Origin of the sequence: Terribacillus sp. AE2B 122 (assembly GCF_902497585.1) — a bacterium.
In the GTDB taxonomy this organism is placed as follows: Bacteria; Bacillota; Bacilli; order Bacillales; family Amphibacillaceae; genus Terribacillus; species Terribacillus saccharophilus_A.
The window spans coordinates 27,862-45,128 of sequence record NZ_LR700942.1; the positions used below are offsets into that span (position 1 = coordinate 27,862).

A 17,267-nucleotide genomic window follows, 5' to 3' on the forward strand; every position below is an offset into this window, starting at 1 on the left:
AGCGCGTAAACTTTTAGCTATAATGATTGCTAATTACTTGAGCTGGATATACTAGATAGAGAGTGGGAGAGAGCGATGAATATGGATGAATTAACGGTACTGCGAAAGAAATTAGATGAAGTGAACCTTGAACTGCTTGCTTTGATAAATGAACGAGGTAAACTTGTTCAGGAAATCGGCGAAGTGAAAAAAAAGCAAGGAACGAAGCGCTTTGATCCGGTACGGGAAAGAGATATGCTGAATGTCATATCTGATAATAACAAAGGACCGTTTCAGGATGCCACACTTCAGCATTTGTTCAAGGAAATCTTTAAAGCAAGCCTTGAACTGCAGGAAGATGATATGCATAAAGCATTGCTTGTATCACGGCGCCGCAAACCTGAAAACACGGTCATTACTATTAAAGGTACGAAAATAGGGAATGGAGAGCCGCAGTTCGTCTTTGGACCATGCTCTGTGGAGAGTTACCAACAGACAGCCAAAGTAGCTGAATCACTGCAGGAAAAAGGCTTGAAGCTTCTGCGTGGAGGTGCTTTTAAGCCGCGCACCTCTCCTTATGATTTTCAAGGTTTAGGCGAGGAAGGACTTCGTATCTTGAAAAAAATTGCTGATACGTATGATTTGGCCGTTATCAGTGAAATTGTAGCACCAGAGGATATCGAGAAAGCAGCCGAGTATTTGGATGTCATACAGATTGGCGCTCGTAATATGCAGAACTTTGAATTGTTGAAAGCAGCTGGTGATGTAAAGAAGCCAATTCTTTTGAAACGCGGCATGAGCTCGACCATCTCCGAATTCATCCATGCAGCAGAATATATCAGCTCCCGCGGGAATAATGACATTATCCTTTGTGAACGAGGAATCCGTACGTATGAAACTGCAACAAGGAACACATTGGACATTACTGCTGTACCGATCTTAAAACAAGAAACCCATCTTCCAGTCATGGTCGATGTTACGCATTCCACTGGCCGGCGTGATTTGCTGCTTCCAGCAGCGAAAGCAGCTCTTGCAATTGGTGCTGACGGTATCATGGCGGAAGTTCATCCAGATCCGGCTGTTGCCCTTTCCGATGCAGCGCAGCAAATGGACTTGCCGCGATTTGATGCATTTTATCGTGACCTTATTGCCCACAGCAGTTATGCTAGTCGTGTCCCTTCCGGAAATTGACAGCTGGTAGCCTAGCAATCCTATAGTATCAAGGGTTTTTTGAATCTCCTTCTACTGAAATGTTCAAAACTCTGGTATAATGGGTAAAGAATATGTGAATAAACATACAAATTGTTTTTATCATCTTTAGATGATTGGAATCGTGTAAGGTATATAGGAGGAAATGACACAATGAATGTAACCATATACGACGTTGCCCGCGAAGCGAACGTATCGATGGCAACTGTCTCCCGTGTGGTAAACGGCAACCCGAACGTAAAACCTGCAACCCGGAAAAAAGTACTCGGCACTATTGAACAGCTCGGTTATCGTCCGAATGCAGTAGCTAGGGGGCTTGCAAGCAAACGAACTACAACAGTCGGAGCAATTATACCGGATATCTCCAGTATCTTCTTCTCCGAGCTTGCGCGCGGGATTGAAGATATTGCAACCATGTATAAATACAATATGATCCTGAGCAATTCCGATCAAAATCCAGAGAAAGAATTGACACTCTTTAACAGCATGCTGGAGAAACAAGTGGACGGTATCGTCTTCATGGGTGGTAAAATTAGTGATGAGCTGCTGCAGCAGTTCGATAAATCCCCTGTACCAATCGTCATTGCAGCAACTGGACAAGGAACAGGCGAGATACCTACTGTAGCTATCGACTATGAGCAAGCAGCTTATGAAGCAACTAAACTGCTTGTCGATCATAATCATAAGCAGCCAGCGTTTGTTGCAGGAACGGCAGAAGCTGAAACAAATAACCAGAAATACAAAGGTTATCTCCGCGCTGTAACGGAAAATAATACCGAAGTGAAACAGGAATACATCGTAAAAGCCAACAATACGTACAATTCTGGTCTTGATGCTGCGAAACAGCTAGCAGACTTGGCTGATCGTCCTTCTGCTGTATTCGTATCTTCTGATGAAATGGCACTCGGTGTCATCCATGGCTTCCAGGACAATGGACTGCGTGTACCGGAGGATATTGAAGTGGTAGGGTATGACAATACAAGACTTGCAACGATGGTTCGTCCGACACTTTCCACCGTTGTACAGCCTACTTACGATATCGGTGCTGTAGCAATGCGTCTATTGACGAAGCTGATGAATAAAGAGGAAGTATCCGATAAGAACGTCATTCTTCCTCACCGCATCATCGAACGAAATTCTACAAAATAAAAACTAGCGTATCCAATCGGATACGCTAGTTTTTTTATAGTGTAATTGTTTCGGATTCTTTGTCGTCCTTACCAACAGCTTTGATTTGATAAGTGGAATCATTGTCAGGAAGATTGAACGAGGATTGATCGCTGAATCCAATCTGTTTGAAGCTATCTCCCTGCTTCTGCAGAATGCGATATCCTTTTACGTCCTCTGTTTTTGACTGCGACCACGTTAACTTGTCATCAGCTTTCTGTACATTTGTCGGCGGAAGCGGTGCACCGGAACTTGTCTTCACGGTGTCATCTTTATCATCTGATTTCTTTGCAGTACTGCCGCTTGCTGGTTTCCCAATCAGCTTTTGTACTTTCTCATTATTAGGGAAGAGCTGTTCGATGCTTACTCCCTGTAATTCGTTTGCTTTTACAAAGTCAGGATTAAGGACGATTTTGCCATTTTGTTTGATCAGACTATCATCCGCTTTTTTCGGCACATGATCTTTATCGAACAGATCAGTTTTAACCATTCCTGCTTGTTTACAGAGATCAGTTGGTTTTCCGCCGCCAATTGCGCAATAAGACGCTTTCGTCAGTCCATCAGGCTGTTTGAATGACTCGCTAGGGGCCATCATGTCTGGATCGATTTTGGTTGCACTGTTCACCAACTGTGTCCAAAGCAGCTGATTTCGCTGGCTGTATCCCATTCCAGAAGTCTGGATAGAATCCTGTTTATCATAGCCCATCCATACACCGACTGTTACGTTCGGGTTGGTAGCTACGAACCAGGAATCGTGATAATCCTGGGATGTACCAGTCTTACCTGCCCAATCGACACTCTTATTGGACAACTGCGAATTCGCATAGGTAGCTGTACCACTATCTAGAACACCGCGCATCATATCGAGCATTAAATAGTTCGTTTGCGGGCTGAACACTTTATTCGATTTCGACTCATGTTTGTAGATTTCATTGCCGTCTTTTGTTGTGATGGAATCAATCATGTAGGCATCAGTGAACTCTCCGTTATTACCGAAGGTTGCATAGGCGTTAACGTCTTCTTCAACCGTTGTACCGTATGCTATCCCGCCTAATGCTGCTGAGAGATTGTGATGATCACCCTCTGTCAAAGTGGTAATCCCCATCTTCTCCACATATTTGCTTGCAGGATCAAGATTTAGGATATCCGCGTATGCTCTGGTTGCAGGAACGTTGTAAGATTGCTCCAGTGCTTTACGGGCCGTTACTAAACCATGATAAGTGCCGCCATAGTTACCAGGACTATAAGATTTCGATTGACCAGGTATGACGAAGCTTTTGCTTACATCGGGAATGACACTTCCCGGCTGTAAAGTACCTTCTTCCATCGCTGGAGCATACACAAGCAACGGTTTCATCGTACTACCATTTGAGCGCTTTGTATCAGTGGCATGGTTTACTTGGTTTTTCTCATAATCCCGCCCGCCGACGAAACTTAGTATTTTACCAGTACTGTTTTCAATCATGATGGAACCGGCTTCGATTGGCTCGGAAACAGTCTCTGTTTCTCCGTCACTATTTGTCCGTTCCACCCAATGATCTGGCTGGTAATACGCATAGTCTTTTGCGATTTTCTGCTGCGCAACATACATATCTTTGTTGATTGTCGTATGGATTTGGTAACCTTTTTGGCGAATATCGCGTTCTGCTTTTTCAAGATACTCGTTCTTAAGGTCATTATCTTTGTTCAGATCTTTCTCAGAATGGCCATCCTGTTCAGCGAGTTGAATCGCAATAATATCTGCCGCACGCTGCTCGACTTCGGTAGTTAAATAGCCATAGTCGTCAGTAGAAGCAGGTTTTGCTTCTGCAAAATCTTGTGTTATATCATAGCCAATTGCTTCATCGTATTCCTTTTGGTCGATATAGCCTTCATCAAACATCCGGTTAAGCACTTGCTTCATCCTATTTAAACCTGGCTGAAGGGCAGTTTCTTCCTTTAGCTCTCCGCTGTTTGTAAATGGCGAATAAGCTGTTGGACTTTGTGGTAAACCGGCTAGGAAAGCGGCTTGAGGTAACGAGAGATCCTTCGCGTTTACACCGAAGATACCTTGAGCTGCAGTCTGTACACCGGCAATATTATTTCCGGAAACATTCCTTCCGAACGGAACGATATTCATGTAAGCTTCCAGAATTTCATCCTTATTCATCGCTTTTTCCAAGCGCATCGCCAGAATGATTTCCTTTGCTTTCCGTTCGAAGGATACTTCATTGGTGAGTATTTGATTTTTGACAAGCTGCTGTGTCAGCGTACTCCCACCGGTTTTCGTTTCTGAATTCGTTGCTTCCTGCATAAGAGCCCGAAGAATAGATTTCGGTACAACACCATCATGTGTTTCGAAATTATCATCCTCGGTTGCGATAATTCCATTAACAACATATGGTGAAATGTCATCGAGTTTTACATCTTCCCGGTAAAGGTCAGTTTTGATATTGCCGAGGAAGACATCATCAGCAAAGTAGATGGAAGAGGTCTCCTCATAATTGTAGATGTCTTCTTTCATAGAGTCATAGGAACGGACAGGCTCACTTTTCACAAGTGATGCAAAATATCCTGCACCAGCCCCAGCAGCAAAGAAAATCCCGACGCCAGCTATAAGCAGGAAAAAGAGGAATAAGTTCCAGATGACGTCATATGTGATACGAGAATTCCGCTGAATTCGGCCAGCCTTCCAAGCTTCCGCAATTCGTTTGCTAATTCTCGTCCATATTGCTTTGATTTGCATATTTCACCCCCGAAATTGGTTTGTCTATTATACCATAATAGTCAATTTTCGTAGTGAGTCCAAAATCCTTGTTGCATTTTATCCATGCATATGGTAATAATGTAGGAACAGTCATAATAAATATTGCGTTGAAGGTTATAGTAGCGGAACGATTCCCTGTTGCAGAGAGCTGACGGCCGGTGCGAGTCAGTATACAGTTGTTTTGCCAATTACAAGCTGGAGCTTCTCCTGTTCAAGCAGGAGACGGATGTATATCCGTTAGCAAACCGAGTGGCAGTTTACACTGCAACAAGGGTGGTACCGCGAGTCATACCTCGTCCCTTTTTTAGGGATGGGGTATTTTTTTGTTCTCAAATGTAAATGAGGAGTGGTCAATATGTCAATTTTACAGGATTTGAAAGACAGAGGTCTGGTACAGCAGACGAGTGATGATGCAGGATTGGAGAAGCATCTATCCAGCCAGCAGGTGAGCTTGTACTGTGGGTTTGACCCAACAGCCGACAGCTTGCATATCGGGCATCTTGTGCCGATGCTTATGCTGAAACGATTCCAGCAGGCAGGTCACCGTCCGATCGCGCTTATCGGCGGAGGCACAGGAATGATTGGAGATCCAAGCGGACGTTCTGATGAGCGTAACTTAAATGATGCTGCAACAGTAGAAAGCTTCAGTCAAGCTATTCAAAAGCAGCTTGCTGGCATTTTGAACTTCGATGAAGGTGAAAATGCTGCCAAAGCAGTGAATAACGCAGAATGGCTCGGTTCGATGAGCATCATTGATTTTCTACGTGATATCGGGAAGCATTTTGGAGTCAATTATATGCTGGCGAAGGATTCTGTTGAGTCTAGATTGGCAAACGGTATTTCCTTTACAGAATTTACGTACATGATCTTGCAGTCTCTGGATTATCTTCGTTTGTACGAAAAAGAAAATGTAACGCTTCAAATTGGTGGAAGTGATCAATGGGGAAACATAACAGCTGGTATGGAATTGATTCGCCGGACTCATGCAGGCAATAATGAAGAAGCGCAGGACAAAGCCTTTGCTCTAACTGTGCCGCTTATTACAAAAGCTGATGGGACGAAATTCGGTAAAACAGCTGGTGGAGCAGTATGGCTCAGCCCGGTACGCACGACTCCTTATGAATTTTACCAATTCTGGTTCAACACGGATGACCGTGATGTAATCAAATTCATGAAATACTTTACTTTCATGTCCCTTGAAGAAATAGCAACATACGAACAAAGCGTTGAGAATGAACCGGAAAAACGTCTTGCTCAAACGAAACTGGCGGAAGAAATGACAACGCTTGTACACGGTGAAGAAGCATTAGAGCAGGCAGTCAAGATTTCAGCAGCTCTATTCAGCGGCGATATCGCTTCACTTAATGGTGCTGAAATCGAACAAGGCTTCAAGGATGTGCCGTCTCACACGGCAGCTGACGAAGACAAACTGCTTGTCGATATGTTGGTGGAAGCAGGAATCTCCCCTTCAAAACGACAGGCAAGAGAAGACATCACAAACGGTGCGATCCGTATCAATGGTGAAAAAGAAGAAGAAGTGTCCCGTGTTCTTACGAAAGCGGATCGGATTGATGAACGATTCATCATCATCCGCCGCGGCAAGAAGAAGTATACTCTATTGAAATTTGCTTAATATGAGAAGCACTATCCGAGCAGGATAGTGCTTTTTATGTTTCGTTAGAATAGGAGGGGGAATGTAATAACCATCTAGTCCTTAGGCATTTACTAGAAAGTAAATCAATAGGAGGTAAAAACAATGGTTAATACAAATACAATCGAAACATTCATCAATGAAAGTGATGCAATCGTACGAGTGAACGAATTAATCTCTGCTGGCGTACCAGAAGAGGATATTACAGTCATTGTAGACAAGAAACCGAATAACAGCATTCTCGGAGATAAAAGAGATGTTCATTACAAGGAAGCAAATGGTTCCTTTGGCACAAAATTTGCATCCTTTTTCTCCAGTGAAGATCCAGAAGAGAAAGTCCTCAACAACCTGAGTCTTTCGGAAACTGAGAAAGACCGTTATGTTGATGAACTGAAGGCGGGGAAAGTTTTGCTGTATGCAGAAAATAAACCGGTAAACCCTACTACTGCTGCCAGTACTGCAACTACAAAAGACCGTAGTGATCATGCGACAGAAGGGGAAAAAGGTATGACGGCAGATGGTCTGTATGCAGCCGATAAACCGAATGACGGACTTCATGCGGAGCCGAATACGAAAGATCAAAATGCGAATGAATTGAATAAGACAAGAAGATAAAGAAACATATTCAAGCTTCATCAGCATTGCTCTGCTGATGAAGCTATTTTTGTGTGCAAAAACATAAATTGGGTTCCGTCCCATGCTGTACATCCATTCTTCAAGCGATGATGTTGAAAGCGCATACAATAAGAATATTTACGTGCTAAGATGAATTTAGAGAAAGGAGGATTTGATGAATCTTAATGAACGTAACTCCGCTATCCTGGATGCTTTATTAAGTAATCCGAGCATCTCCAGTGCATTAATTGAAAAGAAATTCGGCCTATCGAAAAGGCAGCTCGGCTATTCCATTCAAAAGATAAACAGCTGGCTCAAACAACTAAGCTTACCGTTAATAGAGCGAACGTCACAGGGTCAATTTCTCATCGATGAAAAAGTTTTTACAGCACTGAATCAAGTGAAAGAAACGGCGGAACAGAATCATTCTTCCATTTTGACAGTTCGTCAAAGAACGCATCTCCTTCTTTGTATGCTGATAAGCAAAGATTATCTTACATTGGATCATTTCTCGATTGCACTGCATATCAGCAGAAATACAATATTGCGTGATCTGAAGAATTTGCAGAAACAGCTTGAACCATTCCAGCTGCATATACGATATGGCCGAAAGCTCGGCTATTATATTGAAGGAAACGAATTTCAGCTTAGGAAGGCCCTTATGTCTACATTGATAGAATTTCTAGAGTCGGATAACATACTTCCGGAATTGATAGATGTTTTAGAGTTGAAAGAAGATTGTTTGAATTCCTTCCGTGACAGAATCGAACAGGTAGAAAAAAAGCTGTCTATCAAATTTACAGATGAAAAAATGAAAACAATGCCACTCACCTTATTCCTGATTTTGCAGCGAATTCGGAAAGGGGCGCGCTTAACAGACCCGCCGATAAGCTATAAAGAACTTGCTGGTACGAAAGAATTTCAAGCTGCAGAGGAATTATTATTTGACCAGGAAGGACTGCCGGAAGCGGAAAAGCTTTTTATCACATTGCATTTACTGTCTGCAAATGTAGTAACGACGGAGATGAAGGAGGAAGATGCAATACCAGACCTATATCCAGCGGTTGACAGCATGCTCAGTCTTTTTGAAAAAGTTACCTGTATCCGTATGCAAGAGCGGAAGCAGCTGCTCCATAAATTGATGCAGCATATCAAACCAGCTTATTACCGAATTAAATACAATCTCACTGACACTACACCGGTTCCAGGAGTATTAAACGGAGAATTTCGTTCCTTGCACCAATTGGTCAAACGGTCTCTCGAACCATTGGAGCTCTTTATTGAAAGTGAGATTCCAGAGAATGAACAGATCTATATCACCTTGCTTATCGGTGGTTGGATCAGGCAGCAGGGAGAAAGTATCGGAGAAAAAGTGAAAGCAATTGTCGTATGTCCGCAAGGTGTATCTGTCTCCAAGCTGATGTTCCATGAGTTAAGCAGGCTTTTCCCGGAATTTATATTTTTGGACAGCATGTCTGTTCGTGAATTCATCACTTATGACCTGGAGTATGACATTGTCTTCTCACCAGTATTACTAGAAACTTCGCGGAAGCTCTTCATTACGAAGACAGTGCTGGATACACACGAAAAAAGGCTTCTCCGAAAACAGGTCTTATCTTATATCCATGGATTTGTATCAAAAGAAGTCAGGACAAGCGATATCATTCAAATTATTAGTAATCACGCGACAGTGAAAAACAAGGAAGCTCTTGAAAAAGAACTGCAGGCATATCTCACTCAAGTCGACCAGCACGTAGTTAAAACAACATCGGATGAGACGCAGCAGCAACAACTGTGTGACTTCTTGATAAATCAGCATTTAAAAATGGCGTATCAGATTGGGTCATGGGAAGATGCTGTGCGCTCTTGTGCAGGCAGCCTGCTTGATAAAGGGAATATTGAGCCGAGATATATCGACGCAATGATTAAAAGCTGTGAGAAAGATCCATATATCGTGATAGGGCCTGGTATAGCAATTCCGCATGCTTCACCAGAAGATGGTGTCGTCCGCACCGGAATGAGCCTGCTTAAAATTAAAAACGGGGTTCAGTATTTAGGTTATCGCATTCATATTTTGGTAGTCATCGCTGCGAAGGATAAAAAAGAGCATATTCATGCCCTGATGCAGCTCATGAAGCTATCAAAGTCTGAAGCGGATTTGAAAAAACTGATAGATGCTTCCGGCATACCGGATATGAGGCGAATCATTCAACAATATTCAGATGATGTAGTAAAGGAGAAGGAGTTCTATTATGGCTGAATTTTACCTGGATGAAACACTGGTATTTCTGCAAATGACTGGAACAAGGGAAGAGATATTACGTGAGATGGCAGAAAACCTTGTAAAAGAGAATCTTGTCGAAGCAAGCTTTGTGTCAGGAATTATCGAACGTGAGAAGGAATATCCGACTGGCTTACCGACTGCTTCGTCGATATCTGTTGCCATCCCGCATACGGATATCGAACATGTAAAAAAGAATGCGATCAGTATTGCGTTGCTGCAGGAGCCGGCAGCCTTCCAGGTGATGGGAGAAGCGTCCATGGAAACGCCCGTCAGTATTATTTTCATGCTGGCGATGCAGCAGTCACATGCACAGCTGAGACTATTAAGAGATCTAATGAACTTCTTTCAAGATGAAACGACGCTGCAAGTACTGTATGAATCCAAAACAAAAGAGGATGTAGTCAAGCTGATAGACAGGAAGCTTAGCTTGTCCGCCAGTAAAGGAGGTGACAGATAATGGCCAAAAAACAAGTGTTGGTTGCCTGTGGTGCTGGTATTGCCACTTCCACTGTCGTAAACAGTGCAATTGAAGAGATGGCAAAAGAACATAAAATTGATGTTAACCTGATCCAAATCAAAATAGCAGAAGTCAATGCCTATGTTGACACAGCTGACTTGCTAGTTACGACAGCAATGGTAAAGACATCCTATCCTTTCCCAGTGATTAATGCGCGATCATTCTTGACCGGAATCGGTTTGGAAGAGACGAAGGATCAAATCTTGGATGAATTAAAAAAATGAGATTTGAGAGTCGGTTTCAAGTTTCTTGGAATCGACCTCATTTTCTAGAAGTGGGGGCTGCATGATGGATTCATTTGTGGGTTTCTTACAAGGTTTTCTGGACTTAGGTGCAACTGTTATTTTACCGGTAGCTATCTTCCTTCTTGGTCTATTATTCGGGCAAAAGCCTGGAAAGGCGTTCAGGTCCGGTCTGACAATCGGGGTAGCTTTCGTCGGTATTTTCCTCGTCGTTGACTTACTGACGTTGAACTTAGGACCTGCTGCACAGCAGATGGTCGACCGATTGGGAGTAGATTTGAATGTAATTGATGTCGGCTGGCCGGCCACATCGTCCATCGCTTGGGCATCCGTAGTGGCTGCATTTATTATCCCGCTTGGGCTGGTTGTCAACGTCGTCATGCTTGTGACAAAGACGACGAAAACGATGAATGTGGATATTTGGAATTATTGGCACTATACATTTATGGCTGCTGTCGTATATACCGTTTCTGGAAGTGTCGTACAAGGCCTGATTGCTGCTGTCCTATTCCAAATTGTTTGCTTGAAAGTGGCGGATTGGACACAGCCGATGGTAGAGGATTTCTATGAAATGCCTGGTGTTACTGTGGCAACAGGGAGTACGATTTCCTATGCTCCAGGCATCCTAATTGTGAAGCTGCTTGAAAAGATTCCTGGCTTGAACAAAATACATGCCGATCCGGAAACAATCCAAAAGAGATTTGGTATTTTCGGAGACTCGATGGTAATCGGCTTATTACTAGGTGCTGGTATAGGTGCATTAGCGGGTTATGGAGTCGGAGATATCATCGAAATCGGAATGGCGATGGCGGCGGTCATGGTTCTAATGCCCCGAATGGTAAAAATTCTTATGGAAGGGCTGATGCCGGTATCGGAGTCTGCCAGGAACTGGCTTAGTAAGCGATTCGGTAACAGTGAAATCAATATAGGGCTGGATGCAGCGGTTTTATTGGGACATCCTGCAGTCATCTCGACTGCTCTGATCCTTACGCCAATCACAGTCCTGTTGGCAGTCATTCTGCCTGGTAATGCTGTTCTGCCTTTTGCGGATTTGGCTACTATACCATTCATAGTTGCTTTCATCGTTGGAGCAGCAAAAGGAAACATTATTCATTCTGTGATAACCGGAACAATCATGATTGCCTTATCACTGTATATGGCCACAGATATTGCACCTATTTTCACAGATATGACGACAGCTGCCAATATTGAAATGCCAGAAGGATCGGCAATGGTTTCTAGTATCGACCAGGGAGGCAACTTAGTTAACTGGATTATATGGAAGGTTTTCGCAATATTCAATTAATAAGCTAGGAGGAGCATATATGCATGCTTTAGTGAAAAAGGAGTTGGGTTACGGCAATCTTGTCATTGAAAACAAACCTGAGCCTTATCCAGAAGAAGATCAAGTGAAAATAAAAGTAACGTATGCTGGTATATGCGGATCTGATATCCACACGTATGAAGGAAGCTACCGAGTAGCTGCTCCTGTCACATTAGGACATGAATTTGCTGGAGTTATAGTTGATGTTGGTCGGAATGTCAGCCACCTGAAGCCAGGAGATCGGGTTACTTCCGAGACGACTTTCTATATATGCGGGCAATGCAGCTATTGTCAGCAGAAGGATTATAACTTATGCAAGTATAGAAAAGGGCTTGGAACACAGCAGGATGGCGGCTTTGCAACTTATGTGATTGCAAGGGCTGAGAGCATTCACCGTATCCCGGATAATGTTGATGATCAATCGGCAGCAATGACAGAAGCACTCGCATGCACGCATCATGCAGTAGCTAAAACAACGATTAAGCCGAATGACATTGTGATCGTAATAGGACCAGGGCCTATTGGTCTCTTGACTGCACAAGTTGCTAAAAGCAAAGGTGCCACGGTAGTTATCACTGGCCTGTCATCTGATACAGTTCGTTTGGAAAAAGCAAAGGCACTTGGAATTGATTATGTGGTCAATATACAGGAAGAATCGCTGGAAGGGATTATTTCAGGACTGACAGATGGGTATGGTGCGGACGTCATTTTCGAATGTTCGGGAGCGATTCCAGCTGCGCATCAGGGTTTGTCACTTCTTCGAAAAAAGGGACAGTACGCTCAAGTAGGTTTGTTTGCCGAAGCAACCATTCCGTTTGATATGGAGAAGGTTATTCAAAAGGAATTGAAAATTATTGGCAGCAGGAGCCAGAAGCCAGCTGACTGGGAACCTTCACTGCACTTAATGGAAAGCGGTGCCGTTGATGCAGCTGCACTAGTCACCCACATCTTCGATATATCAGAATGGGAAAAAGCTTATCAATTAATAAAATCAGGAGAAGCAATCAAAGTCCTTCTGACACCAGCGAAAGAAAGGTGAAAAACGTTGGAAAAAGAAAAGCTGATTTTGTGAAAACAGCTAGCGGATTCAACGGTGGAGGTGCGACGGTAGACGATATTGAACTTTTATCCAACATTTCACAAGGAAAAATTGGTGTTAAGGCCGCAGGAGGCATAAGAACCTATGAAGATGCAGTCAAGATGATTGAGGCTGGTGCATCACGAATTGGTGCAAGCGGGGCTGTAGCGATTATCCAGAATAGAAAATCAAATGCCGACTACTAATATGGAGGTGTAAAGATGGTAGATATGATGCTTGACTTTATGCTCGGGTCCTTAAGGGAAGTAAGCTCCTTCTATTTTGCACACCAAATAATTTTTAATGGTCTAATTATAGGTGGTGTATGCCTGAAGCTGTTCACGAGTAAGAGAACAAAGCAGACATAAAAGGATGGGACATGAATGAAGACGCTGAATCTGTATGGAGTTGAAGATATAAGATATGAACAATCGCCGTGCCCAACGATTGAAGCGCAAGACGATGTAATTATTAAAATCACTGCTGCAGGCATTTGCGGTTCCGATCTGTCGCGTTATAAAAAACTTGGTCCCTATATAGCGGGCATGACATTCGGTCATGAATTCTCAGGGGTAGTGGAGGAAATTGGAGCAGCTGTCACTAATGTTAAAACTGGAGATAGAGTAGCAGCCTGTCCGACACATGCATGTGGAAACTGCTACTACTGTAATAGCGGTCAGCCTTCGCAATGTGAGGAATTAATCGTCATCGGATCTAAAGTGCCGGGTGCTTTTGCAGAGTATGTGAAGTTACCAGCTGTGCATGTCATACCACTTCCTCCTGAAGTGAATGATGAAACGGCAGCGCTTATTGAGCCTGCTGCTGTTGTAGCGCATGGTTTCTATCGGACACAAATTAAACCCGGAGCAACCGTTGCTGTAATGGGAGCCGGAAGTATCGGGCTGCTTGCGATACAATGGGCTAGAATCTTCGGGGCGAAGAGGGTCATTGCCATCGATATTGACAAAAGAAAATTAGATATTGCTTTGGAAGTAGGCGCCGATCATGTGATTGATGGTTCGACAGCTAAACCTCATGAAGCGATACTTGCATACACAGATGGCACTGGAGTCGACCTAGCAATTGAATCAGCAGGTTCACCAGTGACATCTGCACAAGTGTTATCACTTCCTAAAAAGGGCGGCGAGGTTGTCTATTTGGGTATTCCATACGCTGATATACGAATAGAACGATTTTATTTTGAGAAAATCGTCAGAAATGAGCTTACAATTCATGGCTCCTGGAATGCTTTATCTGCTCCGTTTCCTGGTAAAGAATGGGCAAACACTATTCATTACATGAAAACAGGTCAAATAAATGGCGAGAAAATGATAAGTCATCACATACCTTTAAGTGAAGGTCCGGCAATTTTCAAGCAGCTTACCAATCGAAGTATTGATGCTGTGAAGGTGCTATTTCATCCGTAATATTACTAAGAGGATGTATGAGAATACATCTTCTTTTTTGTTTGTAATTTCACTTTCGCAATAATCAATGAGGACTAAAATGTAAAGGTAATGTTTATAAATTACCTTGCCGGGAATACAAAAATCATGAAACACTTCAAAACAATTTAGGAGGCATACAACATGTTAGCACAGAATAAAATCGAAACCTTCCAAAATGAAAATGATGTGATCGTAAGAGTGAACGAATTGAAATCTAAAGGTATCCAAGAAAACAAAGTAACAGTAATCACAGACAAGAAACCCGAGTCCTCTATTCTGGCAGACAGACTGAGCGTGAATTATAAGGAAGCAAAAGGCTCCTTTGGCGATAAGGTATCTGCTTTGTTCTCTGGAGATGACCCAGAGGAGAAGGCATTAGAAGATCTTAACTTAAACCAAAAAGAAACGGATCGTTATGTAGATGAATTGAAGAGCGGTAAGATTCTGTTGTTTGTACATCCATCAGCACAACAGAAATTACAGGCAAATACTTCAGCAACAAATAGCGATACATTAAGAGCAGAAGACAACCACGTAACACCTGGTAATAAGACTGCACAAACTGGCAATACTGCTTTTGCTGATTTGAATAGCGGTAAAACTGGACAACCTAACGCATCTCAAACAGAACAAATGGAGTTGCATGAAGAGGTAGTAGATGTTGATACTAATTCAGTTAAATCTGGTGAGGTTAACATTGATAAACGTACGGTGACGGATCAAGAAGAATTCGATGTTCCTGTTACAAAACAGGAAGTGAATATTGAGCGTCGTCCAGTTAACAAAGTAAGTGAAAAAGGAAAAACTGCCGGAGCTTATACAGAAAAAGATGAAATCCACGTTCCAGTATTTGAAGAAAAAGTAGATGTGGATAAGAAGGATGTCATTAAAGAAGAGATTGTCGTAAATAAAAAAGATGTTAAAGAGAACGTCCATGTACATGAAAATGTGAGACGTGAAGAAGCTGAAATAAAAGATAGCACAAAAAAGAATAACGATTTCAAGTAATAGAAAACCTCACCGATAACTTTCGGTGAGGTTTCTGTTTGTTATCGATTCAAATCACTTAAACCTGGACTGTGCTCATTCGGCAGTTCCGGCATCTCAGGTACTGGGAAGCCAGCAGGAGGCTGAGAGACAGTGAATTCGCCCCCGTTTCTACTAGGTACAGTTCCTTGGATGATCTCAGAGATTCGAGTGGGATCCAAACGGAAATTAAACTGTGTATTATGGTAGCCCATTTCTACAAATTTTCGGCATTCCGGATATTTATTAATATCATAATTCGGGATAGGGAAGGTTTTGCCCCAATCGACTCCTAGTGTTTCCAATGCTTTAGCGAAAGCGTTTTGATGGGCATTATCGCGGACGATTAGGAATCCAAGTGTTTCTCGGAACGTGGCATTAGAACTCATTTCATAAATGCGCGTCTTCTGCAAAACCCCTGTCGATTCCAGCACGACATTGTTTAGCAAATCAGCAACAAGGTTTCCGTGGTTGTAAACCCAAGAGCCATTCCATGGATTTCCTGCAGCATCGAACGGGATAGATGACTGTGCACCAATTATATAATGGTGCGGATTCACATTCGGTGTGTGTTCGATTGGTCCATCAAGCGGTGCTCCATCAGGTGCAGTGTTTCCTGCACCTCCTTCACCAGACTCGTCAAGAAGGGCATTAATGGTACTTTGAACTAACTCGACATGCGCAATTTCTTCCAGGAAAATACCGCGAAGTAGGTCGCGAAACTGCTTATCCTTCCCTCGGAAGTTAGAGCCTTGGAAGAAGTATTGCATCATTGTACGCATTTCTCCGTAGTGACCGCCTAAGATTTCCTGCAGTGCTTTTGCTGCGGCTGGATCTGGCTTATCCGGCTTTATGACATTAATCAGTTCTTCTTTGTAGTAATACATAGATGAGCACCCCATTTTCCTGCAATTTGTATTTATTCTCTGCAGAACAGTAGCTGTTTATGTGTTTTTATTTAGGAAAATGGTATTGTTTTTTCTAGGTTTTGCTCGTACTTATAGAAAATGATTAATTAATGATGCTATAGTAAAAAGTAATCATACATTATTTGAAGCTAGGAATGAGGAGCAGAGAAATGCTATATCAACAGGAATTACATAAGCACTATCTGAAGAATATAGATCAAATAGTAGAGAAGTGGTATGCAGCTGCTGACAAAACGAGCGGCGTATATGCGGTAACAGAACCGGATGCTATTGCACAGCTGAAAGCGCAGAATAGAGGATTTCATGAGCGATTTTGTGAAGTATTGAATCAGGATTCTGATGTGTCGTGTGATGCATTTGAGGATTGGATCGTTTCCATTGCTAAGGATGATCGGCATTTGAATACGCCGATCGAAGCAATCATCAATGAGTTTCATCGAAATCAAGCATTGTATCTTGATGTTCTGCGGGATTTCTGCAGAGAAAAGAAGGTAGATGCGCAAATAGCCTTGGACTATTATCAGAAAATCACCGATTCATTCAATCAGGTAATTGTCTGGTTCATCCGGGAAAATGCAAAACAATCTCAATTCAAATTACAGTCACAGCAAGACATGATTTTGGAACTGAGTACACCAGTTATTTCGTTGACGCCTACTGTTGCGCTTTTGCCGCTGGTTGGGGAAATAGATACATATCGTGCTCAATATATGATGGAAAACGTGCTTCATAGCTGCTCCGAACTCGGAGTAGATCATCTGTTCATTGATATGTCAGGTGTCGTAGTCATTGATACAATGGTAGCTCATAGGATATTCTCGATCGTCGAGTCGTTAAAACTACTAGGAGTAGAGACAATTATTTCCGGTATGCGACCCGAAATTGCACAAACTTCAACACAGCTAGGTATTCCGTTTGGCCAGCTGAAGACAACCCATTCTTTGAAAAATACGGTAGAGAAGATTATGCTGCGGAAAATATAGTGATTGAAGAGGCTGGGACATAACTAAATTCCCATTACTTAAAACCGAATGTTATTCTTGAGCGCCGCT

15 protein-coding genes and 1 other annotated feature are annotated in these 17,267 nt (G+C 42.7%); of the genes, 13 read left to right on the forward strand and 2 right to left on the reverse strand.

Annotated elements, in window-relative coordinates; translation table 11 throughout:
• Window positions 1–75: 75 nt before the first annotated feature.
• Both AE2B122_RS00140 and ccpA read left to right on the forward strand, forming a co-directional pair.
• Window positions 76–1,170, forward strand: a complete 1,095-nt coding sequence (locus AE2B122_RS00140; protein WP_095220591.1) for a bifunctional 3-deoxy-7-phosphoheptulonate synthase/chorismate mutase — start codon at window positions 76–78, stop codon at window positions 1,168–1,170.
• A gap of 171 nt (window positions 1,171–1,341) precedes the next feature.
• Window positions 1,342–2,337 carry a catabolite control protein A gene (ccpA, locus tag AE2B122_RS00145; RefSeq protein WP_095220592.1) on the forward strand — a complete coding sequence of 332 codons (996 nt, stop codon included), beginning with the start codon at window positions 1,342–1,344 and terminating at the stop codon, window positions 2,335–2,337.
• Window positions 2,338–2,371: 34 nt separating this feature from the next.
• On the opposite strand, the gene AE2B122_RS00150 is transcribed toward ccpA, so the two are convergent.
• Window positions 2,372–5,080: a transglycosylase domain-containing protein gene (locus AE2B122_RS00150; protein WP_175072772.1), complete on the reverse strand. Its 2,709-nt coding sequence runs from the start codon at window positions 5,078–5,080 to the stop codon at window positions 2,372–2,374.
• 119 nt (window positions 5,081–5,199) lie between these two features.
• Window positions 5,200–5,405: a binding site (T-box leader), on the forward strand.
• Between the two features lie 51 nt (window positions 5,406–5,456).
• Here AE2B122_RS00150 and tyrS point away from each other — a divergent pair.
• From tyrS to AE2B122_RS00200, 10 genes are all read left to right on the forward strand, one after another.
• Entirely contained in the window at window positions 5,457–6,734 is a 1,278-nt protein-coding gene (gene tyrS, locus AE2B122_RS00155) for a tyrosine--tRNA ligase (protein WP_175072773.1), read from the forward strand.
• A 123-nt stretch (window positions 6,735–6,857) separates the two neighbouring features.
• On the forward strand, window positions 6,858–7,367 hold the full coding sequence (locus tag AE2B122_RS00160) for a general stress protein (RefSeq protein WP_095220595.1): 510 nt from the start codon (window positions 6,858–6,860) through the stop codon (window positions 7,365–7,367).
• A gap of 175 nt (window positions 7,368–7,542) precedes the next feature.
• Window positions 7,543–9,627 (forward strand): BglG family transcription antiterminator, encoded by a 2,085-nt coding sequence (locus tag AE2B122_RS00165; RefSeq protein ID WP_175072774.1) that lies wholly within the window; start codon window positions 7,543–7,545, stop codon window positions 9,625–9,627.
• The gene (locus AE2B122_RS00170; RefSeq protein WP_095220597.1) at window positions 9,620–10,108 is read left to right on the forward strand and encodes a PTS sugar transporter subunit IIA; all 489 of its coding nucleotides are present in this window, start codon (window positions 9,620–9,622) and stop codon (window positions 10,106–10,108) included. Before AE2B122_RS00165 ends, AE2B122_RS00170 begins: the two co-directional genes overlap by 8 nt.
• Window positions 10,108–10,392 carry a PTS sugar transporter subunit IIB gene (locus AE2B122_RS00175; RefSeq protein ID WP_095226577.1) on the forward strand — a complete coding sequence of 95 codons (285 nt, stop codon included), beginning with the start codon at window positions 10,108–10,110 and terminating at the stop codon, window positions 10,390–10,392. The genes AE2B122_RS00170 and AE2B122_RS00175 overlap by 1 nt, the downstream gene beginning before the upstream one ends.
• 64 nt (window positions 10,393–10,456) lie before the next feature.
• Window positions 10,457–11,716 carry a PTS galactitol transporter subunit IIC gene (locus AE2B122_RS00180; RefSeq protein ID WP_095272952.1) on the forward strand — a complete coding sequence of 420 codons (1,260 nt, stop codon included), beginning with the start codon at window positions 10,457–10,459 and terminating at the stop codon, window positions 11,714–11,716.
• A gap of 19 nt (window positions 11,717–11,735) precedes the next feature.
• Window positions 11,736–12,773 (forward strand): zinc-binding dehydrogenase, encoded by a 1,038-nt coding sequence (locus tag AE2B122_RS00185; protein ID WP_175072775.1) that lies wholly within the window; start codon window positions 11,736–11,738, stop codon window positions 12,771–12,773.
• Entirely contained in the window at window positions 12,770–13,018 is a 249-nt protein-coding gene (locus AE2B122_RS00190; protein WP_255248255.1) for a hypothetical protein, read from the forward strand. Before AE2B122_RS00185 ends, AE2B122_RS00190 begins: the two co-directional genes overlap by 4 nt.
• Window positions 13,019–13,195: 177 nt before the next feature.
• Window positions 13,196–14,239: a galactitol-1-phosphate 5-dehydrogenase gene (locus AE2B122_RS00195; RefSeq protein ID WP_175072776.1), complete on the forward strand. Its 1,044-nt coding sequence runs from the start codon at window positions 13,196–13,198 to the stop codon at window positions 14,237–14,239.
• A 162-nt stretch (window positions 14,240–14,401) separates the two neighbouring features.
• Window positions 14,402–15,268, forward strand: a complete 867-nt coding sequence (locus AE2B122_RS00200) for a DUF2382 domain-containing protein (RefSeq protein ID WP_175072777.1) — start codon at window positions 14,402–14,404, stop codon at window positions 15,266–15,268.
• Between the two features lie 41 nt (window positions 15,269–15,309).
• Here the strand turns inward: AE2B122_RS00200 and AE2B122_RS00205 are convergent, their stop codons facing one another.
• Window positions 15,310–16,173: a manganese catalase family protein gene (locus tag AE2B122_RS00205; RefSeq protein ID WP_095220603.1), complete on the reverse strand. Its 864-nt coding sequence runs from the start codon at window positions 16,171–16,173 to the stop codon at window positions 15,310–15,312.
• A 191-nt stretch (window positions 16,174–16,364) separates the two neighbouring features.
• Here AE2B122_RS00205 and AE2B122_RS19405 point away from each other — a divergent pair, with 191 nt between their 5' ends.
• Entirely contained in the window at window positions 16,365–17,198 is an 834-nt protein-coding gene (locus AE2B122_RS19405; protein WP_281252971.1) for an STAS domain-containing protein, read from the forward strand.
• The last annotated feature ends 69 nt before the right edge of the window (window positions 17,199–17,267 follow it).

Excerpts from the sequence above, each read along its gene's own strand:
- AE2B122_RS00195 (WP_175072776.1), top strand. The coding sequence starts at position 13,196 with ATGAAGACGCTGAATCTGTATGGAGTTGAAGATATAAGATATGAACAA.
- AE2B122_RS00180 (WP_095272952.1), top strand. The coding sequence starts at position 10,457 with ATGGATTCATTTGTGGGTTTCTTACAAGGTTTTCTGGACTTAGGTGCA.
- AE2B122_RS00160 (WP_095220595.1), top strand. The coding sequence starts at position 6,858 with ATGGTTAATACAAATACAATCGAAACATTCATCAATGAAAGTGATGCA.
- AE2B122_RS19405 (WP_281252971.1), top strand. The coding sequence starts at position 16,365 with ATGCTATATCAACAGGAATTACATAAGCACTATCTGAAGAATATAGAT.
- tyrS (WP_175072773.1), top strand. The coding sequence starts at position 5,457 with ATGTCAATTTTACAGGATTTGAAAGACAGAGGTCTGGTACAGCAGACG.
- ccpA (WP_095220592.1), top strand. The coding sequence starts at position 1,342 with ATGAATGTAACCATATACGACGTTGCCCGCGAAGCGAACGTATCGATG.
- AE2B122_RS00170 (WP_095220597.1), top strand. The coding sequence starts at position 9,620 with ATGGCTGAATTTTACCTGGATGAAACACTGGTATTTCTGCAAATGACT.
- AE2B122_RS00140 (WP_095220591.1), top strand. The coding sequence starts at position 76 with ATGAATATGGATGAATTAACGGTACTGCGAAAGAAATTAGATGAAGTG.
- AE2B122_RS00175 (WP_095226577.1), top strand. The coding sequence starts at position 10,108 with ATGGCCAAAAAACAAGTGTTGGTTGCCTGTGGTGCTGGTATTGCCACT.
- AE2B122_RS00165 (WP_175072774.1), top strand. The coding sequence starts at position 7,543 with ATGAATCTTAATGAACGTAACTCCGCTATCCTGGATGCTTTATTAAGT.
- AE2B122_RS00150 (WP_175072772.1), bottom strand. The coding sequence starts at position 5,080 with ATGCAAATCAAAGCAATATGGACGAGAATTAGCAAACGAATTGCGGAA.
- AE2B122_RS00205 (WP_095220603.1), bottom strand. The coding sequence starts at position 16,173 with ATGTATTACTACAAAGAAGAACTGATTAATGTCATAAAGCCGGATAAG.
- AE2B122_RS00185 (WP_175072775.1), top strand. The coding sequence starts at position 11,736 with ATGCATGCTTTAGTGAAAAAGGAGTTGGGTTACGGCAATCTTGTCATT.
- AE2B122_RS00200 (WP_175072777.1), top strand. The coding sequence starts at position 14,402 with ATGTTAGCACAGAATAAAATCGAAACCTTCCAAAATGAAAATGATGTG.